This is a genomic window from Streptomyces sp. NPDC001056 (assembly GCF_053598955.1).
On sequence record NZ_JBSFLI010000050.1, the window covers coordinates 14,512 to 38,674 of the forward strand.

At 72.5% G+C, this 24,163-nt stretch carries 18 protein-coding genes and 2 tRNA genes; 4 read left to right on the forward strand and 16 right to left on the reverse strand.

What is annotated here, in order from left to right:
• Positions 1-74: 74 nt before the first annotated feature.
• Positions 75-1,211: a molecular chaperone DnaJ gene (dnaJ, locus tag ACWDD7_RS34805; RefSeq protein WP_285554559.1), complete on the reverse strand. Its 1,137-nt coding sequence runs from the start codon at positions 1,209-1,211 to the stop codon at positions 75-77.
• Positions 1,212-2,228, reverse strand: a complete 1,017-nt coding sequence (hrcA, locus tag ACWDD7_RS34810) for a heat-inducible transcriptional repressor HrcA (protein ID WP_351880619.1) — start codon at positions 2,226-2,228, stop codon at positions 1,212-1,214.
• Between the two features lie 162 nt (positions 2,229-2,390).
• Between hrcA and ACWDD7_RS34815 the strand changes: the two genes are divergently transcribed.
• Both ACWDD7_RS34815 and ACWDD7_RS34820 read left to right on the forward strand, forming a co-directional pair.
• Complete coding sequence (locus ACWDD7_RS34815) at positions 2,391-3,113, forward strand: MBL fold metallo-hydrolase (RefSeq protein ID WP_450460349.1); 723 nt, start codon at positions 2,391-2,393, stop codon at positions 3,111-3,113.
• A 34-nt stretch (positions 3,114-3,147) separates the two neighbouring features.
• Positions 3,148-4,008 carry a DUF3097 domain-containing protein gene (locus ACWDD7_RS34820; RefSeq protein ID WP_450460350.1) on the forward strand — a complete coding sequence of 287 codons (861 nt, stop codon included), beginning with the start codon at positions 3,148-3,150 and terminating at the stop codon, positions 4,006-4,008.
• On the opposite strand, the gene hemW is transcribed toward ACWDD7_RS34820, so the two are convergent.
• From hemW to lepA, 4 genes are all read right to left on the reverse strand, one after another.
• Positions 4,009-5,241 carry a radical SAM family heme chaperone HemW gene (hemW, locus tag ACWDD7_RS34825; RefSeq protein WP_351880628.1) on the reverse strand — a complete coding sequence of 411 codons (1,233 nt, stop codon included), beginning with the start codon at positions 5,239-5,241 and terminating at the stop codon, positions 4,009-4,011.
• Positions 5,242-5,557: 316 nt separating this feature from the next.
• A complete protein-coding gene (locus tag ACWDD7_RS34830) occupies positions 5,558-7,363 on the reverse strand; it encodes a SpoIIE family protein phosphatase (protein WP_450460360.1) in 1,806 nt (601 codons plus the stop codon).
• 146 nt (positions 7,364-7,509) lie between these two features.
• Positions 7,510-9,384, reverse strand: coding sequence for an AMP-dependent synthetase/ligase (locus ACWDD7_RS34835; RefSeq protein WP_450460351.1), 1,875 nt, complete (start codon positions 9,382-9,384; stop codon positions 7,510-7,512).
• 272 nt (positions 9,385-9,656) lie between these two features.
• Complete coding sequence (gene lepA / locus ACWDD7_RS34840) at positions 9,657-11,531, reverse strand: translation elongation factor 4 (protein ID WP_351876154.1); 1,875 nt, start codon at positions 11,529-11,531, stop codon at positions 9,657-9,659.
• 227 nt (positions 11,532-11,758) lie between these two features.
• Here lepA and rpsT point away from each other — a divergent pair, with 227 nt between their 5' ends.
• Positions 11,759-12,025 carry a 30S ribosomal protein S20 gene (rpsT, locus tag ACWDD7_RS34845; RefSeq protein ID WP_189813295.1) on the forward strand — a complete coding sequence of 89 codons (267 nt, stop codon included), beginning with the start codon at positions 11,759-11,761 and terminating at the stop codon, positions 12,023-12,025.
• 267 nt (positions 12,026-12,292) lie between these two features.
• On the opposite strand, the gene holA is transcribed toward rpsT, so the two are convergent.
• Positions 12,293-13,282: a DNA polymerase III subunit delta gene (gene holA / locus ACWDD7_RS34850; protein WP_351876151.1), complete on the reverse strand. Its 990-nt coding sequence runs from the start codon at positions 13,280-13,282 to the stop codon at positions 12,293-12,295.
• A 63-nt stretch (positions 13,283-13,345) separates the two neighbouring features.
• The gene (locus ACWDD7_RS34855; RefSeq protein WP_351876149.1) at positions 13,346-13,591 is read right to left on the reverse strand and encodes a hypothetical protein; all 246 of its coding nucleotides are present in this window, start codon (positions 13,589-13,591) and stop codon (positions 13,346-13,348) included.
• Between the two features lie 440 nt (positions 13,592-14,031).
• Here ACWDD7_RS34855 and ACWDD7_RS34860 point away from each other — a divergent pair, with 440 nt between their 5' ends.
• A complete protein-coding gene (locus ACWDD7_RS34860; protein WP_450460352.1) occupies positions 14,032-14,535 on the forward strand; it encodes a DUF3761 domain-containing protein in 504 nt (167 codons plus the stop codon).
• Between the two features lie 3 nt (positions 14,536-14,538).
• Here the strand turns inward: ACWDD7_RS34860 and ACWDD7_RS34865 are convergent, their stop codons facing one another.
• The 8 genes from ACWDD7_RS34865 to ACWDD7_RS34900 form a co-directional block, all read right to left on the reverse strand.
• Positions 14,539-17,364, reverse strand: a complete 2,826-nt coding sequence (locus ACWDD7_RS34865) for a ComEC/Rec2 family competence protein (RefSeq protein WP_450460353.1) — start codon at positions 17,362-17,364, stop codon at positions 14,539-14,541.
• Positions 17,361-18,320 (reverse strand): helix-hairpin-helix domain-containing protein, encoded by a 960-nt coding sequence (locus ACWDD7_RS34870; protein ID WP_450460354.1) that lies wholly within the window; start codon positions 18,318-18,320, stop codon positions 17,361-17,363. The genes ACWDD7_RS34865 and ACWDD7_RS34870 overlap by 4 nt, the downstream gene beginning before the upstream one ends.
• 113 nt (positions 18,321-18,433) lie before the next feature.
• Positions 18,434-19,279 carry a DegV family protein gene (locus ACWDD7_RS34875; protein ID WP_450460355.1) on the reverse strand — a complete coding sequence of 282 codons (846 nt, stop codon included), beginning with the start codon at positions 19,277-19,279 and terminating at the stop codon, positions 18,434-18,436.
• A gap of 104 nt (positions 19,280-19,383) precedes the next feature.
• Positions 19,384-20,040, reverse strand: a complete 657-nt coding sequence (locus ACWDD7_RS34880) for a hypothetical protein (RefSeq protein WP_450460357.1) — start codon at positions 20,038-20,040, stop codon at positions 19,384-19,386.
• Positions 20,041-20,168: 128 nt separating this feature from the next.
• Positions 20,169-23,042 (reverse strand): leucine--tRNA ligase, encoded by a 2,874-nt coding sequence (leuS, locus tag ACWDD7_RS34885; protein ID WP_450460358.1) that lies wholly within the window; start codon positions 23,040-23,042, stop codon positions 20,169-20,171.
• Positions 23,043-23,292: 250 nt separating this feature from the next.
• Positions 23,293-23,365 (reverse strand) — tRNA-Ala (locus tag ACWDD7_RS34890).
• Between the two features lie 158 nt (positions 23,366-23,523).
• The gene (locus ACWDD7_RS34895) at positions 23,524-23,757 is read right to left on the reverse strand and encodes a hypothetical protein (protein ID WP_037655034.1); all 234 of its coding nucleotides are present in this window, start codon (positions 23,755-23,757) and stop codon (positions 23,524-23,526) included.
• Between the two features lie 133 nt (positions 23,758-23,890).
• Positions 23,891-23,963, reverse strand: a tRNA-Ala gene (locus tag ACWDD7_RS34900).
• Positions 23,964-24,163 lie beyond the last annotated feature (200 nt).

A 24,163-nucleotide genomic window follows, 5' to 3' on the forward strand; every position in this document is an offset into this window, starting at 1 on the left:
TCGGCATATACCGCGCGCACCTGCGCTTCTCGGCAGGTGACCGGGGCCGGGGGGCAGGGCCCCCGGCTCACCCATCAGCGTCCGTTGAACGCGTCCTTCAGCCGCGAGAACAGCCCCTGCTGACCCGGCTGGAACTGACCCTGCGGCCGCTCCTCGCCCCGCAGCTTCGCCAGCTCGCGCAGCAGTCGCTCCTGCTCCGGGTCCAGCTTCGTCGGCGTCTGCACCTCGACGTGCACGATCAGGTCGCCCCGGCCGCCGCCCCGCAGGTGCGTGACGCCCCGGCCGTGCAGCGGGATCGACTGCCCGGACTGCGTGCCCGGCCGGATGTCGACCTCCTCAAGACCGTCCAGCGTCTCCAGCGGCACCTTCGTGCCGAGCGCCGCCGCGGTCATCGGGATCGTCACCGTGCAGTGCAGGTCGTCGCCGCGGCGCTGGAACGTGGAGTGCGGCAGCTCGTGGATCTCGACGTACAGGTCACCGGCCGGACCGCCACCGGGCCCGACCTCGCCCTCACCGGCGAGCTGGATCCGCGTGCCGTTGTCGACACCGGCCGGGATCTTCACGGTCAGCGTGCGACGCGAGCGGACCCGCCCGTCCCCGGCGCACTCCGGGCACGGCGTGGGGACCACGGTCCCGAAGCCCTGGCACTGGGGGCACGGCCGCGAGGTCATGACCTGGCCCAGGAAGGACCGGGTGACCTGCGAGACCTCACCGCGGCCGCGGCACATGTCACACGTCTGCGCCGACGTGCCGGGCGCCGCGCCCTCGCCGTTGCAGGTGTTGCAGACGACCGCCGTGTCGACCTGGATGTCCTTGGTCGTCCCGAAGGCCGCCTCGTCCAGCTCGACCTCGATCCGGATCATCGCGTCCTGGCCGCGCCGGGTGCGCGAGCGCGGCCCGCGCTGCGACGCCGTACCGAAGAACGCGTCCATGATGTCGGAGAAGTTGCCGAAGCCACCGGCCCCGAAGCCGCCCGCGCCGGCGCCGCCGGACTGCGAGAGGGGGTCCCCGCCGAGGTCGTAGACCTGCTTCTTCTGCGGGTCCGACAGCACCTCGTAAGCGGCGTTGATCTCCTTGAACCGCTCCTGGGTCTTCGGGTCGGGGTTGACGTCCGGGTGCAGCTCGCGCGCGAGCCGCCGGAACGCCTTCTTGATCTCATCCTGCGACGCGTCGCGGCGCACGCCGAGAACGGCGTAGTAGTCCGTGGCCACTTACGACTCCGCCAGGATCTGTCCGACGTACCGTGCCACTGCGCGTACCGCTCCCATCGTTCCCGGGTAGTCCATGCGGGTCGGTCCGACCACGCCGAGCTTGGCAACCGCCTCGCCGCCCGAACCGTAGCCCACCGACACCACGGAGGTTGAGTTGAGTCCTTCGTGGGCGATCTCGTGCCCGATGCGCACGGTCATGCCCGGATCCTTCGCCTCGCCGAGGAGCTTGAGGAGCACGACCTGCTCCTCAAGGGCCTCCAGGACGGGCCGGATCGTGAGGGGGAAGTCGTGTCCGAAGCGGGTGAGATTGGCGGTGCCGCCGATCATCAGCCGCTCCTCGTTCTCCTCGACCAGTGTCTCCAGAAGAGTGGAGAGCACCGTGGAGACCGTACCGCGATCCTCGTGTTCGAAGGCGTCCGGCAGGTCCTCGACCAGCTTCGGCACGTCCGCGAACCGGCGGCCCGCGACCCGGCTGTTGAGCCGCGCGCGCAGGTCCGCGAGGGACGCCTCGCCGAACGGCGCCGGGCAGTCGACCATCCGCTGCTCGACCCGGCCGGTGTCCGTGATCAGCACGAGCATCACGCGCGCGGGGGCGAGCGCGAGCAGTTCCACGTGCCGCACGGTGGACCGGGTCAGGGACGGGTACTGCACGACGGCGACCTGCCGGGTCAGCTGCGCGAGCAGCCGTACCGTACGCGCCACGACGTCGTCGAGGTCGACGGCGCCGTCCAGGAAGTTCTGGATCGCGCGCCGCTCGGGCGCGGTCATCGGCTTGACGCCGGCGAGCTTGTCGACGAACAGCCGGTAGCCCTTGTCGGTGGGGATGCGCCCCGCGCTGGTGTGCGGCTGCGCGATGTACCCCTCGTCCTCCAGGGCCGCCATGTCGTTGCGTACGGTCGCCGGGGACACGCCGAGACTGTGCCGCTCGGTCAGGGCCTTGGACCCGACCGGCTCCTCGGTGCCGACATAGTCCTGGACGATGGCGCGCAGCACCTGAAGCCTGCGTTCACTCAGCATTCGCGCGCACCTCCAGCACGTCGTCCCCTTGTTCCCTCGGTTGTCCGCCTTGGCACTCTTCGCATGTGAGTGCCAGCGTTCCCCGGCCCAGTGTACGGCCGTGGGGTACACACAGGGCAAGGTCGGTGCCCCTGCGAGCGCTCCTGCGGTTAGCGTCGCGGTATGACGGTGACTTGGGAAGAGCACGGATGGCAGCGGCTGGCCACCGGGGTGGGGCGGTGTCGGCTGCCGGGCTGGGACTGCACGGCCGGGCTGGTCCTGGGCGCGGACGCGGCGCTCATGGTGGACGCCGGGTCGAGCCTCGCGGAGGGGGCGCGGCTGCGGTCCGCGGCCGAGGCGCTCGCCGGTGGACGTGTGACCCATCTCGCGCTGACCCATGTCCATTTCGACCATGTCTTCGGGGCCCCGGCGTTCGCGGGGGCCGCGGTGTACGCGGCGGTGGGGGCGGACGCGGTGTTCCGCCAGGGGCGCGACGAGCTGCGGCACGACGCCGTCCACCACGGGCTTCCGGCGGAGGAGGCCGAGGAGGCGGCGCTGGCCCTGGTGCCGCCGCGGCACCTGGTCTCCGGGGAGCGGACCCTGGACCTGGGTCCGGGCCGGCAGGTGCTGCTGGCCAACGTCGGTCCCGGGCACACCGCCCATGACCTGGTCGTTCTGGTGCCCGGCGATCCGGAGGTGGTGTTCTGCGGCGACCTGGTGGAGGAGTCGGGGGAGCCCCAGGCGGGCCCGGACGCCGTACCGTCGCGCTGGCCGGACGCGCTGGACCGGCTGCTGGCGCTGGGCGGCGAGGACGCGCTGTACGTGCCCGGTCACGGCGCGGTGGTCGACGCGGCGTTCGTACGACGTCAACGGGACGCGTTGGCGGCGCGTTTCGGCGTGTCATGAGCGCCGCCCCGCCGCTTCTCCTATCGTCATCCGAATGCGCCCACCCGTCTCCCACCGCCGCCCTTCCCCCGAGGGCCCTTCGGGCCCGCGCCCCCGTCCCTACTCCCCGGATCTGACTCCTCCCTGGAAGAAACCCCAGCAGGTGCCGGAGGTGCCCGCCGAGCCGGGGCTCGTCGTGGAGGAGCCCGGCACCGGGTTCTGCGGGGCGGTGATCCGCTGCGAGGCGGGCACGGTGACCCTGGAGGACCGCTTCGGCAGACACCGGGTGTTCCCGCTGGAGCCGCGCGGCTTCCTGCTGGAGGGCCGGGTGGTCACGCTCGTACGACCGGCGTCCGGCCCGGTGCGGCCCACCCGCACCGCCTCCGGCTCGGTCGCCGTCCCCGGCGCCCGCGCCCGGGTGGCCCGGGCCGGCCGCATCTACGTCGAGGGCCGGCACGACGCCGAGCTGGTCGAGAAGGTCTGGGGCGACGACCTGCGCGTCGAGGGCGTGGTCGTGGAGTACCTGGAGGGTGTGGACGACCTCTCCTCGATCGTCGCCGACTTCTCCCCCGGCCCGGACGCCCGCCTCGGCGTCCTCGTGGACCACCTCGTCCCGGGCACGAAGGAATGGCACATCGCCCGGTCGGTGACCAGCGAGCACGCCCTGGTGGTCGGCCACCCGTACATCGACGTCTGGGAAGCGGTGAAACCCGCCTCCCTGGGCATCGCGCAGTGGCCGCGGGTGCCCCGCGGCCAGGACTGGAAGACGGGCGTGTGCCGCGCCCTGGGCTGGCCCTCGGACAACACCGGCGCGGTGTGGCAGGCGATCCTGAAGCGGGTGGACTCCTACAAGGACCTGGAGCCCGAGCTGCTGGGGCGGGTGGAGGAGCTGATCGATTTCGTCACGGGCGCGTGATCAGTCCACCAGGTCCCGTACGACCGCGTCCGCGAGCAGCCGTCCCCGCAGGGTGAGGACGGCACGGCCCTCGTCGTACGGGCCGGGGTCCAGGAGGCCGTCGGACAGGGCGCGGCGGGCGGCGGCGCGGCCCTGCTCCTTCAGGAGGGACAGCGGCACGCCCTCGCGCAGGCGCAGCTCCAGGAGGACGCGTTCGACGCGGCGGTCCTCGTCGGACAGCACCTCGCGGCCGGCGCCCGGGGAGCGGCCGGAGGCGAGGGCGGAGGCGTAGGCGCCGGGGTGCTTCACGTTCCACCAGCGCACGCCGCCCACGTGGGAGTGGGCGCCGGGGCCCGCGCCCCACCAGTCGGCGCCGCGCCAGTACAGCTCGTTGTGCAGGCAGCGGCCGGCCTCGGAGGTGGCCCAGTTGGAGACCTCGTACCAGGAGAAGCCCGCGGCGGAGAGCGTCTCCTCGGCGATCAGGTAGCGGTCGGCGTGGACGTCGTCGTCGGTCATCGGGACCTCGCCCCGGCGGATCCGGCGCGCGAGCCGCGTGCCCTCCTCCACGATGAGCGCGTAGGCGCTGACGTGGTCGGGGCCCGCGCCGATCGCGGCGTCCAGGGAGGCCCGCCAGTCGTCGTCGCTCTCCCCCGGGGTGCCGTAGATCAGGTCGAGGTTCACATGGTCGAAGCCCGCCGCGCGGGCCTCCGCCACGCACGCCTCGGGCCGGCCGGGGGTGTGGGTGCGGTCGAGGATCTCCAGCACGTGCTGCCGGGCGCTCTGCATCCCGAAGGAGATCCGGTTGAAGCCGCCCTCCCGGAGCGTCGCGAGGTAGGCCGGGTCGACCGACTCCGGGTTCGCCTCCGTGGTGACCTCGGCGTCCGGCGCGAGGCCGAACTCGTCCCGGATCGCCGCCAGCATCCGTACGAGGTCCCCGGCGGCCAGCAGCGTGGGCGTACCGCCGCCGACGAACACCGTGCGCACCGGGCGCGGGTCGTCGCCGAGCACCTCGCGGGCGAGCCGCACCTCGTCGACGAGCGTCCGCGCGTAGTTGTCGCGCGAGGCCAGCACCCCGCCCGTGCCGCGCAGCTCGGTCGCGGTGTACGTGTTGAAGTCGCAGTACCCGCAGCGGGTCGCGCAGTACGGAACGTGCAGATAGAAACCGAGCGGACGCTCCCCCGCCCCGTCGAACGCGTGCGCGGGCAGCACACCGTCCTCGGGCACGGGCTCACCGTCGGGGAGTGCGGAAGGCATACGCCCATTGTCCAGCACGGGAGGGGAGGCCCGGTCACGGAGCAGCGGGACCACGGGGGCGGCCGCGCGCGGCGACCGTCGCGGGCCGCCGGGCCCCGACCCCGTTCCGCACCGGAGGGGCCGGTCTGCCGAGCGGCGGGACGACCGGAATCGCGCGGAGGCCACCCCGGCCGGTCACCCCGTGCGCGGGCCGACGTACCGCAGGAGCGCGCGGCGCCGGTCACCCGGCACCCCGCGCCAGGAAGACCCAGGAAGACCCAGGCGCGCCGGGGCGGCGGTCGGCGCGGTCGCCGGGCACCGGCGCCGCCCCGCCTCCTCACCCCGCCTGCAGCACCAGCAGGGCCAGGTCGTCCTCCGGAGGGGCCTCGCCGAAGGTGTGGACCAGGTGGCGGATCCTTTCGGCGATCTCGTCGGCGGTGAGGCCGGCGCAGGAGGCGAGGGCGGTGGCGAGGCCGTCGGCGTCGTCGAACTGGCGGGAGCCGCAGCGGCGTTCGGTCACGCCGTCGGTGACGCACAGCAGGCTGTCGCCGGGCCCGAGGTCGAGGGTCTCGCTGGTGTAGGTCTCGTCCTCGACCACCCCGAGCAGCGTCTGCGGACGGGCCGCGGTGCGCACCGTGCCGTCGGGGCCGAGGACGAGCGGCAGCGGGTGCCCGGCGGAGGCGAGGGTGCAGCGGACCCCGCCGTCGTACGGGGTCAGCTCGCCGTAGAGGAGGGAGAGGAAGCGCGTCTGCGGGCCCTCGCCCCGGCCGTCCGCGGCGACCAGGGCACGCGCCGCGGCGTCGGCGGCCTCCATGGCGTCGTCCAGGAGGAGCTGGTTGAGCCGGTCGAGGACGTCGGCGACCCGGTATCCCTCGCGGGCGAGGAGCCGCAGCCAGGGACGCGCCAGCCCGATCACGACCGCCGCCTCCGGGCCCTTGCCCTGCACGTCGCCGATCGCGAAGCACCAGCGGCCGTCGCCCGCCGGGAACAGGTCGTAGAAGTCGCCGCTGGGGCCGCCGCTCCTGGCACACGGCTCGTAGACCAGCGCGCTGCTCATCCCGGGGATCTCCGCGACCGCGCCCGGCAGCAGACCGCGCTGGAGCACGGCGCTGATGGTGGCCTGGCGGGCGTACTGCCGGGCCGCGCCGATGGCGAGCGCCACCCGGCGGGCCAGATCCTCGACCAGGCCGGTGATCTCGTCGGGGAAGCGTTCCAGCCCGCACCGCCCGATGACCAGCGTGCCGAGCGGCCGCCCGCCCGCGACCAGCCGGTACGCCAGCGCCGTACCGTCCGTGCCCCGCACACCGAGCGCGTCGCCGGGCCAGGGATACGGCTCGGGCCCGAAGCCCACCACGTCCCCGGCCCGCGGCGGCTCCTTCTCCAGGGCGAGACGCAGTTCCTCGATGCGGTTCTCGCTGGCGTGCCAGACCCGGGCGGGACCGTCGTACGACCCACCGCGCGCGGATGCCTCGTCCTCCAGCCACACCGCGCACCAGTCGGCGAGCCGGGGCACGATCAGCTGCCCGGTGAGGGCCGTGACCAGGTTCTCGTCCAGCTGGCCCGCGAGCAGGTCGGACGCCTCGGCGAGGAAGGACAGCGCGCCCCGGCCGAGCCAGTCCCGGTCGCTGGCCGCGCGCTGCGACTGCGGGGCCAGGTCCTCGGCGGCCTCCAGCGCGTCCCGCGCCCCGGGACCGGCCGTCGGCTCACTGCCGCCCGGGGGCAGCCTGGCCCACACCGACTTGGCGCCGGAGCGGTAGGTGACCCCCCAGGACTCGGCGAGCGCCCCGACCAGGCGCAGGCCACGGCCGTACTCCAGGGTGTCGTACGACGGCTCGTCCGCGGTCGCGTCCCGCGGCGGCCGGGCGGGGTGCCGGTCCCCGACCTCGATCACGAACGCGCCGTCGTCCTCCAGGCACCAGTCGAGCGATATCTCGGTGCCCGCGTGCACCACGGCGTTGGTGACCAGCTCGCTGACGACCGCCAAGGCGTCGTCGACGAGCCGGGGCGCCACGGGTGCCTCGGCCAGCGCGGCCCGCACCAGGCCCCGCGCGGAGCCCGGCGCGAGCGGACTGCCGGGGAGCGCGGCGTGGCCGCCGCGCGCCGCCCGGCCCACCGTCTCCCGTTGCGTGGGTATGGCCGCCATGTCCATGCGGCCAGGGTGACAGACAGGGGTCGCGCATAAGCGTGAAGTCACCGAAGTGGCCACGCCTGGCCGAGAACCGTGCTAGGACAGCATCACAAGGGGCGGCTGTCCGGGCTCCGACGGCCCGAAAGCGGCACGAGGCCCTCCTACTTCTCCCGAGCCCCCTCGTACATCTCGTCGATCAGTCCCTTGTACTCCCGCTCCACCACCGGCCGCTTCAGCTTCAGGCTCGGCGTGATCTCGCCGTGCTCCACGTCCAGGTCCCGCGGCAGCAGCCGGAACTTCTTGATCGTCTGCCAGCGCTGGAGCCCGGCGTTGAGCTGCTGGACGTATCCGTCGACCATCGCCACCGTCTGCGGCGCCGCCACGATCTCCGCGTACGGCTTGCCGCCGAGGCCGTTCTCCTTCGCCCACTCCGCGAGCGCGATCTCGTCCAGGGCGATGAGCGCGGTGCAGTAGTTCCGGTCGGCGCCGTGCACGAGGATGTTGGAGACGTACGGGCAGACCGCCTTGAACTGGCCCTCGACCTCGGCCGGCGCGACGTACTTGCCGCCGGACGTCTTGATGAGGTCCTTCTTGCGGTCGGTGATCCGCAGGTAACCGTCGGGCGAGAGTTCGCCGATGTCCCCGGTGTGGAACCAGCCGTCGGACTCCAGCACCTCGGCGGTCTTGTCGGGCAGCTTGTGGTAGCCCTGCATGATGCCGGGGCCGCGCAGCAGGATCTCGCCGTCCTCGGCGATGCGCACCTCCGTGCCGGGCAGCGGCTTGCCGACCGTGCCGGTGCGGTACGCCTCCCCCGGGTTCACGAAGGACGCCGCGGAGGACTCGGTGAGGCCGTAGCCCTCCAGGATGTGGATGCCTGCGCCGGCGAAGAAGTAGCCGATCTCGGGCGCGAGCGCGGCGGAGCCGGAGACGCAGGCGCGCAGCCTGCCACCGAAGGCCTCGCGGATCTTGGCGTAGACGAGGGTGTCGGCGACCTTGTGCTTGGCGGCGAGGCCGAAGGGCACGGTGCGGTTGCCGGTGTGCCGGAAGTTGTCCTGCTCGGTCCTGGCGTACTCGCGGGCGACCTCGGCCGCCCACTGGAAGATCTTGTACTTGGCCGCGCCGCCCTCGCGGGCCTTGGCCGCGACGCCGTTGTAGACCTTCTCGAAGATGCGCGGCACGGCGGCCATGTACGTCGGCCGCACCACCGGGAGGTTCTCGATGATCTTGTCGACGCGGCCGTCCACGGCGGTGACGTGCCCGGTCTCGATCTGGCCGGAGGTGAGTACCTTGCCGAAGACGTGCGCGAGCGGCAGCCACAGGTACTGCACGTCGTCCGGGCCGAGCAGCCCGGTCGCGGCGATGGCCTTCGCCATGTAGGACCAGTTGTCGTGCGGGAGGCGCACGCCCTTGGGGCGGCCGGTGGTGCCGGAGGTGTAGATGAGGGTGGCGAGCTGGTCCTTGGTGATCGCGCCGACCCGCTCCTTGATCAGCTGCGGGTGCTGCTCCAGGTAGGCGGCGCCGCGCTTCTCCAGCTCGGCGAGGGAGATCACCCAGTCGTCGTCCGCCGCGCCGGCCGGGTCGATGACGACGACCTTGGTGAGTTCGGGCAGCTCGGCGCGCTTCTCGACCGCCTTGGCGACCTGGGCCGCGTTCTCGGCGATCAGGACCCGGCTCCCGGAGTCGGCGAGGATGAACGCGGACTCGTCGGCGTTGGTCTGCGGGTAGATCGTGGTGGTGGCGCCGCCGGCGCACAGGATGCCGAGGTCGGCGAGGATCCACTCGACACGGGTGGAGGAGGCGAGCGCCACGCGCTGCTCGGGCTCGATGCCCAGCTCGGCGAGTCCGGCCGCGATCGCGTACACCCGGTCGGCCGACTGGGCCCAGCTCAGCGTCTGCCAGTCGTCCGGGCCCTCGCCGGAGGCGGGAGGCACCGGGTAGCGGTAGGCCTCGGCGTCCGGTGTGGCCGCGACGCGCTCAAGGAAGAGGGCCGCGACGGACGGCGGACGGTTCTCGATCTGGGTCTGTGTGTCGCTCACGACATCCTCCGGGGCCCGCGACGGCGCGGCTGGTACTCGGTGCGGCTGGGTTGACTCACGGTGGGGTTCGCGCTGTTGTTTAACTCGCGAGTAACTATCGAGCAGGCATCAGAGTAAGGCGCGACCGCCCGCTGCGTAAGGGGCTTCACCCTGTCTCTTTCCACGCGGAGTCAGCGCCGGACGACGCCGCGCACGCGCGGGGGCCCGCCGCGCTTTCGCACGACGGGCCCCCTGGTGTCCGGTTTGCGGACGCGCCCGGCTGTTACCTTCGGTTACTTCTTGCCCTTGGCCGACCCCGCGCTGTCATCGCTGGAGAGGACGGCGATGAACGCCTCCTGCGGAACCTCCACCGAACCCACCATCTTCATCCGCTTCTTGCCTTCCTTCTGCTTCTCCAGCAGCTTGCGCTTGCGGGAGATGTCGCCGCCGTAGCACTTGGCGAGGACGTCCTTGCGGATGGCGCGGATGGTCTCGCGGGCGATGACCCGGGAGCCGATGGCGGCCTGGACCGGCACCTCGAAGCTCTGCCGCGGGATCAGCTCCCTGAGCTTGGCGACGAGCCGCACGCCGTACGCGTACGCCTGGTCCTTGTGGGTGATCGCCGAGAAGGCGTCCACCTTGTCGCCGTGCAGCAGGATGTCGACCTTGACCAGGGAGCTGGCCTGCTCGCCGGTGGGCTCGTAGTCCAGCGAGGCGTAGCCGCGGGTCTTGGACTTCAGCTGGTCGAAGAAGTCGAAGACGATCTCCGCGAGCGGCAGCGTGTAGCGGATCTCGACCCGGTCCTCGGAGAGGTAGTCCATGCCGAGCAGGGTGCCGCGCCGGGTCTGGCACAGCTCCATGATCGCGCCGATGAACTCGGTGGGCGCGAGGATCGTGGCCCGTACGACCGGCTCGTAGACCTCGTCGATCTTCCCCTCGGGGAACTCGCTCGGGTTGGTCACCGTGTGCTCGCTGCCGTCCTCCATGAGCACGCGGTAGACCACGTTCGGGGCGGTGGCGATCAGGTCGAGGCCGAACTCGCGCTCCAGGCGCTCGCGGATCACGTCCAGGTGCAGCAGGCCGAGGAAGCCGACGCGGAAGCCGAAGCCGAGGGCGGCGGAGGTCTCCGGCTCGTAGACCAGCGCGGCGTCGTTGAGCTGGAGCTTGTCCAGGGCCTCGCGCAGCTCGGGGTAGTCGGAGCCGTCCAGCGGGTACAGGCCCGAGAACACCATCGGCTTCGGGTCCTTGTAGCCGCCGAGCGCCTCGGTCGCGCCCTTGCTCTGGCTGGTGACGGTGTCACCGACCTTGGACTGGCGGACGTCCTTCACACCGGTGATCAGGTAGCCCACCTCGCCGACGCCCAGGCCGTCGGCCGGGAGCATCTCGGGCGAGCTGACGCCGATCTCCAGCAGCTCGTGGGTCGCGCCCGTCGACATCATCTTGATGCGCTCGCGCTTGTTGAGCTGGCCGTCGATGACACGGACGTACGTCACGACACCGCGGTAGGAGTCGTACACCGAGTCGAAGATCATCGCGCGGGCGGGGGCGTCGGCGACGCCGACCGGGGCCGGGATCTCCTTGACGACCTTGTCGAGCAGCGCGTCGACGCCGAGACCCGTCTTCGCGGAGACCTTGAGCACGTCGTCCGGCTCGCAGCCGACCAGGTTCGCCAGTTCCTCGGCGAACTTCTCCGGCTGGGCGGCCGGCAGGTCGATCTTGTTGAGCACGGGGATGATCGTGAGGTCGTTCTCCATCGCCAGGTAGAGGTTGGCGAGGGTCTGGGCCTCGATGCCCTGGGCGGCGTCGACGAGGAGGATGGTCCCCTCGCAGGCGGCCAGCGACCGCGAGACCTCGTAGGTGAAGTCGACGTGCCCCGGGGTGTCGATCATGTTGAGGATGTGCGTCGTGCCCTGGTCGGGGCCCTCGGTCGGGGCCCAGGGCAGACGCACCGCCTGGGACTTGATCGTGATGCCGCGCTCGCGCTCGATGTCCATCCGGTCGAGGTACTGAGCACGCATCTGCCGCTGCTCGACCACGCCGGTCAGCTGGAGCATCCGGTCGGCGAGCGTGGACTTGCCGTGGTCGATGTGGGCGATGATGCAGAAGTTGCGGATCAGCGCCGGGTCGGTACGGCTCGGCTCGGGCACATGGTTAGGGGTCGCGGGCACGCAGGGTCCTGTCTCTTGAGGCGCCTTATGCCTCGGGTCGGATCGATACGTAGACTCCATGGTCCCACGCGAAGGGACCGAGGGGCGTTTTGGGCCGCTCGCAGGGCCACTGGTACTGTAGATGGCTGTGCCTCATGCCCTCTCTGCACGAGGCGCGATCAGAGAAATTTTGGATCACCGGTACGGGACCTTCACGGCCCCGCACCTGAACCTGAAAAGGCTCCTTCGTGGCGAACATCAAGTCCCAGATCAAGCGGATCAAGACCAACGAGAAGGCTCGGCTGCGCAACAAGGCCGTCAAGTCCTCCCTGAAGACCGCGATCCGCAAGGCCCGTGAGGCCGCTGCCGCGGGTGACACCGAGAAGGCCACCGAGCTGCAGCGCGCTGCCGCGCGTGCGCTCGACAAGGCCGTCTCCAAGGGCGTCATCCACAAGAACCAGGCCGCCAACAAGAAGTCGGCGCTTGCTTCCAAGGTCGCGTCCATCAAGGGCTGAACCTCTCCTTTGATCTGACCGCCGGAAAGACCCAGAGCGGGCCCTCTCTCATCCGCTCCCGACCGGCATCCCAGGATTCGCACGCGGCCTGCGTTCGCCACGCGGGTGCGAGTCCGGCAGCTTGAACCGAAGGCCTCGGCGCCTCTCCCTTCCCCAGGGCGGGCGTCGGGGCCTTCGGCGTACCGGGAAGACGCCGGGGCCGCTTCGCACGGAGGGTGCGCCGTGCGGGCCACCTTGCAGCGGACGGTTCACCGGCCCGACGGTTTCCTACCCCCGGCCCCGCGAGCGCGCGGCACGGGCGATGACCACGACCGCCTTCTCCAGCGCGTACTCGGGATCGTCCCCCCCGCCCTTCACTCCCGCGTCCGCCTCCGCGATCGCCCGCATCGCCACCGAGACACCGTCCGGCGTCCAGCCCCGCATCTGCTGCCGCACCCGATCGATCTTCCACGGCGGCATCCCCAGCTCACGCGCCAGATCGGCCGGCCGGCCGCCCCGCGCGGACGACAGCTTGCCGATCGCCCGCACCCCCTGCGCCAGCGCGCTCGTGATCATCACCGGCGCCACTCCCGTCGCCAGCGACCACCGCAGCGCCTCCAGCGCCTCCGCCGTACGCCCCTCCACCGCCCGGTCCGCGACCGTGAAGCTGGAGGCCTCGGCCCGGCCGGTGTAGTACCGCCCGACGACGGCCTCGTCGATCGTGCCCTCGACATCCGCGACCAGCTGCGCCACCGCGGACGCCAGCTCCCGCAGATCGCTGCCGATCGCGTCGCACAGCGCCTGGCACGCCTCGGGCGTCGCCGACCGGCCCGACGTGCGGAACTCCCCGCGCACGAAGGCCAGCCGGTCCGCCGGCCTGGTCATCTTCGGGCAGGCCACCTCCCGCGCCCCCGCCTTGCGCGCGGCGTCCAGCAGCCCCTTGCCCTTGGCTCCGCCCGCGTGCAGCAGCACCAGCGTGATCTCCTCGGCGGGCGAGCCGAGGTACGCCTTCACGTCCTTGACGGTGTCGGCCGACAGATCCTGCGCATTGCGGACGACGACGACCTTGCGCTCGGCGAACAGCGACGGGCTGGTCAGCTCGGCCAGCGTGCCCGGCTGCAACTGGTCCGGGGCCAGGTCCCGCACGTCGGTGTCGGCGTCGGCGGCACGCGCCGCGGCCACCACCTCCCGCACCGCGCGGTCCAGCAGCAGGTCCTCCTGGCCCACGGCAAGCGTCACCGGGGCGAGAACGTCGTCATTCGCAGTCTTCCTGGCCATCGCCCCAAGCATCCCACGCCCCACCGACAACGCCCCGGCCCCCGAGGGCCGGTACCCCGAGGGTCACGGCTCCTCGCGCCACCCGTCCCACTCCCGCGCGAACGCGTCCAGCTCCCGGGGGTCCAGGCGCTCCTCCTCGTCGGCCAGGACGACCAGCCACTGGGCGTCCTCGGCGTCGTCCTCGCCGGCCAGGGCGTCCCGCAGCAGCCGGGGTTCCTCGTCGAGGCCGAACCGCTCCCCGAGCGCCTCGGCCGCCGCCTCCGCCGCGTCCCGGTCGGGCAGCACCAGCACATGTCTCACATCGCTCACGCCGCCATTCTCCGAGACGCCCGCGGCCTCGAATCGCCAGGTCGGCTCCTCGCCCCGGTGGCGGCCCGGCGGGCGGCCCGCATCTCGCCCTCGACGCCGTCGCGGAGCCCCAGGTGCCGGAGCACCACCGCTCTGTTCGTCCGCCGATCCGCACCACCCCGCGAAGGAGTTGACCCCTGCGTGGGGCCGGCGACGTCGCCGGGAACGTCCCGTACGGTCCGCCCCATCGGCCACCGGCCCGCGCCCCATGGTGCCGCCGACCGTGAACTCCCGCTTCCGGTCGGCCGGTCGGCCGGATCGACCGCCCCGCGGCCGATCACCCCGCGCCGGGCGACGTCCGCCCTCACCGCATCACGAACCGGCGCCTTCGGCACGAAAACTTCACATGAACATCACATCCGGAGTTACGGTCTTACCTCCGACGCACCTTGGGGGGAACCATGAGCTACCCGTACGCCATGCCGCCGATGCCGCCGCAGCCGCCCACGCGAACGGCTCCGAGGTGGGCGCGCAAGAGGTACGTGCTGCCCACGATCGGACTCGCCTTCTTCCTCGGCATCGGGATCGGCGCCGGCGGCCAGGACAACGGAACCGATGCCAGGCCGACGGCCGCCAAGGTGCAGCCGACCGCCACGGTCACGGCAACCGCCACCGCCACCCGGACGGCGGCGCCCGAGCCCGCGCCCACGGTGACGGCGACGAAGACGGTGAAGGTCAAGGTGACCGTCACCGCGCACGCGCCGACCGCCGGTCCAAGCGACGGAGGCTCTTCGGGCGGGACGTCGGGCGGATCGTCGGGGAGCGGCGGCTCCGGTTCCTCGGGAGGTTCCGGCAGCGCGGGGAACGGCGCCACCGCGCTGTGCAACGACGGCACCTACTCGTACGCCGCCCACCACCAGGGCGCTTGCTCGCACCACGGGGGCGTGGCCGTCTTCTACAAGTAGCCTTCAGGGCCTGTCGCGCGTCACCTCCAGCCCCCTGTCCGGGCCGAGGGACCCCACGTGCCCGCCCACCGCGAGCGCCCCGTCCCGGTCGGTCCGCAGCACCACCGCGCCACCGGCCCGCAACGCGGCCACCGTCGAGGGGGCCGGGTGCCCGTACGGGTTCCCCGTGCCGCAGGAGATCAGCGCCACCCGGGGCGCCACGAGCCGTATCAACTCCGGGTCCTGGTAGGCCGATCCGTGATGGGCCACCTTCAGCACGTCCACACCGGCCAGCCCGGCCGCCTCCGGGGACCTCGACAGGGCCTGCTGCTCCGGGGGTTCGAGGTCCCCGAGCAACAGCAACCGCAGCCCGCCCGTGCGGACCAGCAGCGTCACACTGGCGTCGTTCGGGCCGTCGAAGTCCGGAGCGGGGACCGGTCCGGTCGGGGGCGGGACGGGGACGGCGGGTGGACCGGCACCCGCGGGGGGCGAGCCGGTATCCGCGGGGGGCGGGCCGGTATCCGCGGGGGGCGGGCCGGGGCGGGTGGGAGGCCCGGTACCCCCAGGGGGCGGGCCCGTGTACGCGGGGGCCGTGCCGGCGTCCGGCGGCGGCCACAGCACCCGCCAGGACAGCGGGCCGGTGCGCCGCTCCTCCCCCGCGACGGCCCGGACGACCGGGATGTGCCGTGCGGCCGCCTCCTTCCCGACGGACTCCGCCTCCTCCCGCGGCTCTTCGAACCCCGTCGTCTCGATCGCGGCCACCTCGCGCCCCCGCAGCACACCGGTCAGCCCCGCCACATGGTCGGCGTGGAAGTGGGTCAGCACGAGGAGAGGGATGCGGGTGATGCCCAGTCGCCGCAGACAGCGGTCCACCCGAGCCGGGTCGGGGCCCGCGTCCACGACCACTCCGGCGCCCGCGCCCGCCGCCAGCACCGTCGCGTCGCCCTGGCCGACGTCGCACATCGCGAACCGCCACCCCGGCGGCGGCCACCCCGTCACCACTCGGGTCAACGGCGCGGGACGCACCACCGCCAGCAGGAGCAGCGCCCCGAACAGCCCGCACCACCACGGGTGCCGCACCAGTCGCCGTCCGGCCAGGACGACGGCCACCGTGACCGCCGCGAGCAGCAGCGCCCCGGGCCACCCGCCCGGCCAGTCCACCGCCGCGCCGGGCAGCCCGGCCCCGGTCCGGGCGACCCAGGCGATCCATCCGGTGGGCCAACTCGCGCACCAGGCCAGCGCCTTGGCCGACGGCATCGCCACCGGCGCGGTCGCCAGCGCGGCGAACCCCAGCACGGTCGCGGGTGCCACCGCCGCCTCCGCCAGCAGATTGCAGGGCACCGCCACCAGGCTCACCCGGGCCGACAGCACCGCCACGACCGGCGCGCACACGGCCTGCGCCGCCGCGGCCGCCCCCAGCGCCTCGGCCAGCCTCGGCGGAACCCGGCGCCGGCGCAGCGCCTCGCTCCAGCCCGGCGCCAGCACCAGCAGGGCGCCGGTGGCCAGCACGGAGAGCAGGAAGCCGTAGCTCCGGGCGAGCCAGGGGTCGTACAGCACCAGCAGCAGGACGGCCGTGGCCAGGGCCGGGAGGAGGGATCTGCGGCGCCCGGTGGCCAGGGCGAGCAGCGCGACCGCCCCGCAGGCGGCGGCCCGCAGCACGCTCGGGTCGGGCCGGCACACGATCACGAAGCCCACCGTGAGCGCTCCCGCGAGGAGGGCGGTCGCCCTCAGGGAGAGCCCCAGGCGCGGGGCCAGGCCGCGGCGTTCGGCCAGCCGGGCCAGGCCGGGCGGGCCGATGAGGAGGGCGAGCAGCACGGTGAGATTGCTGCCGGAGACCGCGAGGGTGTGGGCCAGGTCGGTCGCCTTGAAGGCGTCGTCCAGCTCGGGCGTGATCCGCGAAGTGTCCCCGACGACGAGTCCGGGCAGCAACGCCCGCGCGTCCCCGGGCAGTCCACCGGTCGCCTCCCGCAGCCCGTCCCTGAGCCGCCCCGCCAACCGCTGCGCCCCGCTCGGCCCCACCAGGATCCTCGCCCCCGGCTGTCCCCGCAGCCTGAGCACGGCCGCCGTCCGGTCACCCCCGGCCAGGGCGGGCGCCAGCCTCCCGCCCACCCGCAACCGAGTGGACGGCAGAAGCCGAAGCCAGCCGGCTTGCCCGGCCCGCGTCCAAGAACCCCCGGCCCGCGCTGCCGACCCGTCCGGCGCCCCGACATGCCCTTCGGGAATCCCCCGAGCCGACGACCGCCCGTCCGGTGCCTCGGGAACCCCTGGTACCGGCGGCGGACCAACACCCCCTGCCGGCCCCGGCACGCCCCCGTCGACCACCACCAGAACCGGCGCCCGCGTCCGCGTGCTCCTCCCGTCGCTCTCCTCGACGCGCCGCACCTCCGCCCGGACCAGCACCGCCACCGGTGCCGTGTGATCGCCCCGCACCCGGGGCCTGCTCAGCCAGGGATCGCCGGTGAGTTCGATGTCGGCGGTCACGATGGCGGAGCGCCGGGCCAGTTCGGGAACCGGTCCGCGCCGTACGTCCGCGCCGTGCAGCCCGGACGACGTGGCCGACGCGGCGACGCAGAGGAGCACCGCGGCGAGCGAGGCCCGTGCCCGGACCGGCCGTCCGTCCGGCGGGTCCGGGGCCCGAGCCGCCCGGCTCGCGCCCAGCAGGACGATGCCCCCGAGGAGGGAGACGGCCGCGAGCCACACGGTCCGGCCGGCCGGAGCGTCCAGGGTCAGCGCCGCCGTGGCCCAGGCCGCGAGTGCGGGTGGCACCAGGCGCAGGTCCAGGGGACCCGGCTCGGGACCCGGCTCGGGCACGGGCACGGGCTTGCTGCCGTGGAGAAGGGCGGCGCTCATGGCCGTACCGCGTCGCGAAGGTCGGTGAAGCGGCGGTCGCCGATGCCGTTGACCTGGCGCAGCTCGTCCACCGAGCGGAAGCCGCCGTGCCGGGTGCGGTAGTCGATGATGTGGCGGGCCAGCACCGGTCCGACTCCCGGCAGCGTGTCGAGCTGGTCCTCGGTGGCCGTGTTGAGGGAGACCGGCGCGGGCGGGCCGGTCGTGGCGGCCACGCCGGCGACGGGCGCGCCCGCGGCCACCGGCTCGCCGACGACCAGCTGCTCGCCGTCCACCAGGAAGCGGGCCCGGTTGAGGCGGTCGGTGTCCGCGCCCGGCCGGACACCGCCCGCGGCCCGCAGCGCGTCGGCCACCCGGGAGCCTGCCGGGAGGCGGCGGATCCCCGGATCGCGGACCTTGCCGGCGACGTCCACGACGATCTCCCCGCCCGAAGTCGTCGCGCCGCCCCCGGCCGCGGCGGACGGCGCCTTCGCGTACGTCGCCTGTGCGCGCACCACTTGGGGCGCGCTCACCGGCTGAGGCCGGCCCGCCCAGAAGTGCTGCACGGCGAACAGCGCGGCGACCACCAGCAGTACGGCGAGCGCCACGGTCCCCCGTCGCTCCACCCCGCACCGCGACTGCAACCACACCGGCAGCCGCTCCCGCAGCGCCGTCCCGGTCCGCTCCCGCCAGTCCGGCGGCACGGGACCGGCGGACCCGGAGGGTTCGGACGGCTCCGGCGCGTTCACCGGTTCGGGCGCGCTCGCGTCCGGCGGTGCCTTCCCCGGTTCCCGCCGCCGCACGGCCCGTTCACCGAAGAGAAGCTCCGCCCGGCGCCGCAGGTCCTCCGCGGGTACGGGCCCGCGGTGCCGGATTCGCCGGTGCTCCGTCGCGCGGTGGCGCGTGCGGACGTCGGAGGCGGGCCCACGGCCGGGGCCGCTGGTCGGGGTGACGGTGCGGGAACGTGATCGAAGTGCCATGCGGCGAGGATGGCGCATCTCGCCACTCCGCGATGATCTTGGTCAATTCCCGGGGACACCCGCCGAGTTGTGGATAATTCCGCCACCCGTGTGGGTGACGCGGCCCCTCCGCGTCACCGCGGCGAGACCACCGCCCCCAACAACCCCGGCCCGGTGTGCGCCCCGATGACCGCACCCACCTCACTGACGTGCAGCTCCCCCACCCCCGGCACCCGCTCCCGCAGCCGATCGGCCAGCGCGGCGGCGCGCTCGGGCGCGGCGAGATGGTGAACGGCGATGTCGACCTCCGCGCCCCCCGCCCGCTCGGCCGTGATCTCCTCCAGGCGCGCGATCGCCTTCGACGCCGTGCGGACCTTTTCCAGCAGTTCGATGCGGCCGCCGTCGAGTTGGAGCAGGGGTTTGACCGCGAGGGCGGAGCCGAGCAGGGCCTGGGCGGTGCCGATGCGGCCGCCGCGGCGCAGATAGTCGAGGGTGTCGACGTAGAAGTACGCGGAGGTGCCCGCGGCCCGCTTCTCGGCGGCGGTGACGGCCTCGTCCACCGTGCCGCCCGCCTCCGCCGTCTCGGCCGCGGCCAGGGCGCAGAAGCCGAGGGCCATCGCGACCATCCTGGTGTCCACCACCCGCACGGGCACCGGTGCCTCCCGGGCCGCGAGGACGGCCGCGTCGTAGGTGCCGGACAGTTCGCCGGACAGGTGCAGGGAGACGATGCCGCGCGCACCCGACTCGGCGACCTCGCGGTAGGTCTCGGCGAACACCTGGGGGCTCGGGCGGGAGGTGGTGACGGGGCGCCGCTTCTGCAGGGCCTGGGCGAGGGCGCGGGTGGAGATCTCGGTGCCCTCTTCGAGCGCCTGGTCGCCGAGCACCACGGTCAGGGGCACCGCGGTGATGCCGTGCCGCTCCATCGTCCGGTGCGGCAAGTAGGCCGTGGAATCGGTGACGATGGCGACATGGCGGGACATGAGCTGGAGGTTACCCGCCGTGGCGCGCACGCGGCAGCCCGACCCCTGACGTGTGCCCCGGGGCGGTCCGCTCGGGCCCGGCACCCGCGGTGGTCATGTGGCGGTCATGTGGTGCTTTCGGGGCGGGGGCTCTTCTGCCAGGGGTAGGAGGGGCGCGGCGCGGGCGGGGTGAGGGACTGGGGTGCCGGCTGCGGGGCCGGTTCCCCGGCGGCCCCGGGGCGGGTCCAGTGGCGCAGGGCGTCGGCCTCGATGTCGATCTGGGCGCTGAGACTGCCGAGATCGTCCTCGGCGAAGCGGCGGGCGCGGTCGCGGACCGCCCAGCGCAGGGAGTCCGCGGACTTGGTGATGCGCTCGGCGCGGGCGCGCAGTTCGGGCAGCAGGGCGGCGAGCGTGGCCCGGTCCGGCTCGGACTCCAGGCGTTTGAGGTCGGCGTCCAGCTCGTGTCCGTGCGCGCTGAGGCGCTCGAACAGGCCCAAAGACTCCTTCAGCGACTCGTCCTCGGCCGCTCCCGCCTGCAACGCGTCCTGGGTGGCACGCATGGAGGTGCGCAGGGCGAGGCGCAGCTGGGCCAGCTCGGCGACCGGGCCGACCTGGGCGAAGGATCTGGCGCGCAGGGTGTGGTCCTCGACGGTGCGTCTGGCCTGGACGATGGTGCGGTCCACGCCGCGCTTGGCGGCGCCCACCACCTTGACGGTGGCGTACACGCCCGCGGCGACGAAAGCCAGGAAGAGCAGGGCGATGATGATGATCACTGCTTCCACGACGCTCCTCCTCGGACCGGTGCGCCGCGCGTCGCGGCACTCCTCAACGGTAAACGCAACGGGCAGGCCCGGGGTTCCAGAAAAACCCCGAACCTGCCCGTAGGGGAGTACCCCGAGAGGCGTCGCCGTTACGCCGGAACGATGTTCACCAGCTTCGGCGCGCGCACGATGACCTTGCGGATGCCCGCGCCGTCCAGCGCCGCGACGACCTTGTCGTCGGACAGCGCCACCTTCTCCAGCTCCTCCTCGGAGATGCCCGGCGGCACCTCCAGGCGGGCCTTGACCTTGCCCTTGATCTGGACGACGCAGGTCACGGTCTCGTCCACCACGTAGCGCGGGTCGGCGACCGGGAAGTCCCGGTGGACGACCGAGTCGGTGTGGCCCAGGCGGCGCCACAGCTCCTCGGCGACGTGCGGGGCCAGCGGGGCGACCATCAGGACCAGCGGCTCGGCGACCGTACGCGGCAGGGCGGCGCCGGCCTTGGTCAGGTGGTTGTTCAGCTCGGTGACCTTGGCGATGGCGGTGTTGAAGCGCAGGCCCTCCAGGTCCTGGCGCACTCCGTCGATCGCCTTGTGCAGGGCGCGCAGCGTGTCCTCGTCGGGCGCCGCGTCGACCACGGTCACCTCGCCGGTGTTCTCGTCCACGATGTTGCGCCACAGCCGCTGCAGCAGCCGGAACTGGCCGACGACCGCGCGCGTGTCCCAGGGGCGGGAGACGTCCAGCGGGCCCATGGCCATCTCGTACAGGCGCAGGGTGTCGGCGCCGTACTCGGCGGCGATCTCGTCCGGGGTCACCGCGTTCTTCAGGGACTTGCCCATCTTGCCCAGCAGGCGGGTGACCTTCTCGCCCTGGTAGTAGTACGCGCCGTCGCGCTCCTCCACCTCGGCGGCCGGCACGGCGATGCCCCGGCTGTCGCGGTAGACGTAGGCCTGGATCATGCCCTGGTTGAACAGCTTGTGGAACGGCTCCGCGGAGGAGACGTGGCCCAGGTCGAACAGCACCTTGGACCAGAAGCGGGCGTACAGCAGGTGCAGCACGGCGTGCTCGGCGCCGCCCACGTACAGGTCGACACCGCCGTGCGGCCGGCCCTCGCGCGGCCCCATCCAGTAGCGCTCGATCTCCGGGTCGACCATCTTCCGGTCGTTGTGCGGGTCCAGGTAGCGGAACTCGTACCAGCAGGAACCGGCCCAGTTGGGCATGGTGTTGGTCTCGCGGCGGTACTTCTTCGGCCCGTCGCCCAGGTCCAGGGTGACGTGGACCCACTCGTCGTTGCGCGACAGCGGGGTCTCCGGCTGGGTGTTCGCGTCGTCCGGGTCGAAGGTGCGCGGGCTGTAGTCCTCGACCTCGGGCAGCTCCAGCGGCAGCATCGACTCGGGCAGCGGGTGGGCGATGCCGTCCTCGTCGTAGACGATCGGGAAGGGCTCGCCCCAGTAGCGCTGACGGCTGAACAGCCAGTCGCGCAGGCGGAAGTTGACGGTGCCCCGGCCGATGCCCTTGCGCTCCAGCCACTCGGTGATGCGCGCCTTGGCCTCGGTGACGCCCAGGCCGTCCAGGGAGACGCCCTCGCCGTGCGAGTTGACGATCTTCGCGTCGTACGAGGCGAAGGCGTCCTCCCACTCGGCGGTGTCGGTACCGCGGCCGTCGGTCGGCTCGACCACGCAGCGCACGGGCAGCTCGAAGGCGCGCGCGAAGGCGAAGTCGCGGGTGTCGTGCGCCGGTACGGCCATGATCGCGCCGGTGCCGTAACCCATCAGGACGTAGTCGGCGATGAAGACGGGGATCTGCTCGCCGGTGACCGGGTTGGTGGCGAACTCGCCGGTGAAGACGCCGGTCTTGTCCTTGGCCTCGGCCTGGCGCTCCACGTCGGACTTGGCGGTGGCCTGCGCGCGGTAGGCGGCGACGGCCTCGGCGGGGGTGGCGTGGCCGCCGGTCCACACCTCGTGGGTGCCCTCGGGCCACGCCTCGGGGGTGAACTTGTCGACCAGGGGGTGCTCGGGCGCCAGCACCATGTAGGTGGCGCCGAACAGGGTGTCCGGGCGGGTGGTGAAGACCGTGATGTACTCGCCGTCCACGGGGAAGTCGACGCGGGCGCCCTCGCTGCGGCCGATCCAGTTGCGCTGCTGCAGCTTGATGGCCTCGGGCCAGTCCAGCTCCTCCAGGTCCTCCAGCAGGCGGTCCGCGTAGGCGGTGATCCGCATGTTCCACTGGCGCAGCTTGGCCTTGAAGACGGGGAAGTTGCCGCGCTCGGAGCGGCCGTCGGCGGTGACCTCCTCGTTGGCCAGCACGGTGCCCAGGCCGGGGCACCAGTTGACCGGCGCGTCGGAGGCGTAGGCCAGGCGGTACTCGCCCAGGACGTCGGCGCGCTCGGCGGCGCTGAGCTCGTTCCAGCCGCGCGTGGTACCCGGGATCGCGCGCTCACCGGTCTCGAACTGGGCGATCAGCTCGTCGATCGGGCGGGCCTTGCGGGCCTCGTCGTCGTACCAGGAGTTGAAGATCTGCAGGAAGATCCACTGGGTCCACTTGTAGTAGTCCGGGTCGATCGTGGCGAAGGACCGGCGCTTGTCGTGGCCCAGGCCCAGCCGGCGCAGCTGGGCCTTCATGTTCTCCATGTTGGCCTCGGTGGACACGCGCGGGTGCGTGCCGGTCTGCACGGCGTACTGCTCGGCGGGCAGGCCGAAGGCGTCGAAGCCCAGGGTGTGCAGGACGTTGTGGCCGGTCATGCGCTGGAACCGGGCGTAGACGTCGGTGGCGATGTAGCCCAGCGGGTGGCCGACGTGCAGGCCCGCACCGGAGGGGTACGGGAACATGTCCATGATGAACTTCTTGGGCTTGGCGGCCGCCTCGCCCGCCAGGTCGCCCTTGGGGTTGGCCGCCGCGTAGGTGCCGTCGGCGTCCCAGAAGTCCTGCCAGCGTGCCTCGATGTCGGCGGCCATGGCGGCCGTGTAGCGGTACGGGGCGGCTTCCGCCGGAGTCGCGGCGGCAGCGGGGTTCGTCTCGCTCATGATCCTCAAAGCTCCATCGATCGTCTCTGCCTGCAGAAATGAAAAATCCCCTCACGCAGGAGGGGACGCCGCGCCGATGTCGACCTCACGGGTACCACCGGGGTCGGTACTGATCAGCGCGGCCCGCTAAGCAGAAGGCGTACGGCACGCATGGCGCCTAGGGTACCGCAGGCGTCGAGCGGGCGGCGACGCAGGGCACGAAAAGACCGAGGGTGGACCATCCTTCCGGATGATCCACCCTCGACTTCTGTGGAGCTAAGGAGAATTGAACTCCTGACCTCCTGCATGCCATGCAGGCGCTCTACCAACTGAGCTATAGCCCCTTGCTCTGTTTCATTCGCCCGGTTCCCCCGGCGACGTCGTAAACATTACAGGTCCCGGGCCGGAGCGCCAAATCGGTTTCCGTTACGACTACTTAGACAGCGTTAGCCTCGAATGTCCGATTTAACGATGATCGACTCAGACTCCGGACCGTTTCGGTTCAGGCAGCGACGAAGGAGTAGAACCTCTTGAGCGTGCAGTGCTCCTCAAGCAGGCGGCCGTAGATCGGCTCGCCCTCCAGCTCCCGGTACGTCTCGATGGGGTCGCCTTTTATGATCAGCGCCCGCGCGCACTCCTCGCACCAGTACTGGTAGTCGGCGTTGACCGGCTCCATGTCGCGGACGATGGGCGTACCGCTGCCGCACCAGTCGCACTTCCGCCTGTGTGCACCCATCGATCAGCTCCCGTCGGACCGCGCCCCCTTCCGGCCGTCCGATTCTGCCATGAGGGGGCCGACACGGTCAGCGACGCTTCAGTAGCACAAACAGAAGATCCCGCCCCCTGACGGGGACGGGATCTTCCTCCTGTGGAGCTAAGGAGAATTGAACTCCTGACCTCCTGCATGCCATGCAGGCGCTCTACCAACTGAGCTATAGCCCCTTGCTGTGTTCTTCCCGCTCGGCGGGGCGAACAAGAAGAACTTTAGCCTGTGACCTGCCGGAAAGTGAAATCCGGGGTCCGGGGCGCCCCCGGCGGGGGGCTAGGTGTATTGCCTTGAGAGGTTGGGGACGCGGCTGGCGGGTGGTTGGCCTTTGAGTGCGGTGTGTCCGCGGTGGTGATTGTAGGTGTGCAGCCATTGC

Coding starts and splice junctions, on each gene's coding strand:
- holA (WP_351876151.1), bottom strand. CDS start 13,282: ATGGCCAGGAAGACTGCGAATGACGACGTTCTCGCCCCGGTGACGCTT.
- ACWDD7_RS34815 (WP_450460349.1), top strand. CDS start 2,391: ATGACGGTGACTTGGGAAGAGCACGGATGGCAGCGGCTGGCCACCGGG.
- ACWDD7_RS34895 (WP_037655034.1), bottom strand. CDS start 23,757: ATGGGTGCACACAGGCGGAAGTGCGACTGGTGCGGCAGCGGTACGCCC.
- hemW (WP_351880628.1), bottom strand. CDS start 5,241: ATGCCTTCCGCACTCCCCGACGGTGAGCCCGTGCCCGAGGACGGTGTG.
- ACWDD7_RS34870 (WP_450460354.1), bottom strand. CDS start 18,320: ATGGCACTTCGATCACGTTCCCGCACCGTCACCCCGACCAGCGGCCCC.
- ACWDD7_RS34875 (WP_450460355.1), bottom strand. CDS start 19,279: ATGTCCCGCCATGTCGCCATCGTCACCGATTCCACGGCCTACTTGCCG.
- hrcA (WP_351880619.1), bottom strand. CDS start 2,228: ATGCTGAGTGAACGCAGGCTTCAGGTGCTGCGCGCCATCGTCCAGGAC.
- ACWDD7_RS34830 (WP_450460360.1), bottom strand. CDS start 7,363: ATGGCGGCCATACCCACGCAACGGGAGACGGTGGGCCGGGCGGCGCGC.
- ACWDD7_RS34860 (WP_450460352.1), top strand. CDS start 14,032: ATGAGCTACCCGTACGCCATGCCGCCGATGCCGCCGCAGCCGCCCACG.
- ACWDD7_RS34865 (WP_450460353.1), bottom strand. CDS start 17,364: ATGAGCGCCGCCCTTCTCCACGGCAGCAAGCCCGTGCCCGTGCCCGAG.
- leuS (WP_450460358.1), bottom strand. CDS start 23,042: ATGAGCGAGACGAACCCCGCTGCCGCCGCGACTCCGGCGGAAGCCGCC.
- ACWDD7_RS34820 (WP_450460350.1), top strand. CDS start 3,148: ATGCGCCCACCCGTCTCCCACCGCCGCCCTTCCCCCGAGGGCCCTTCG.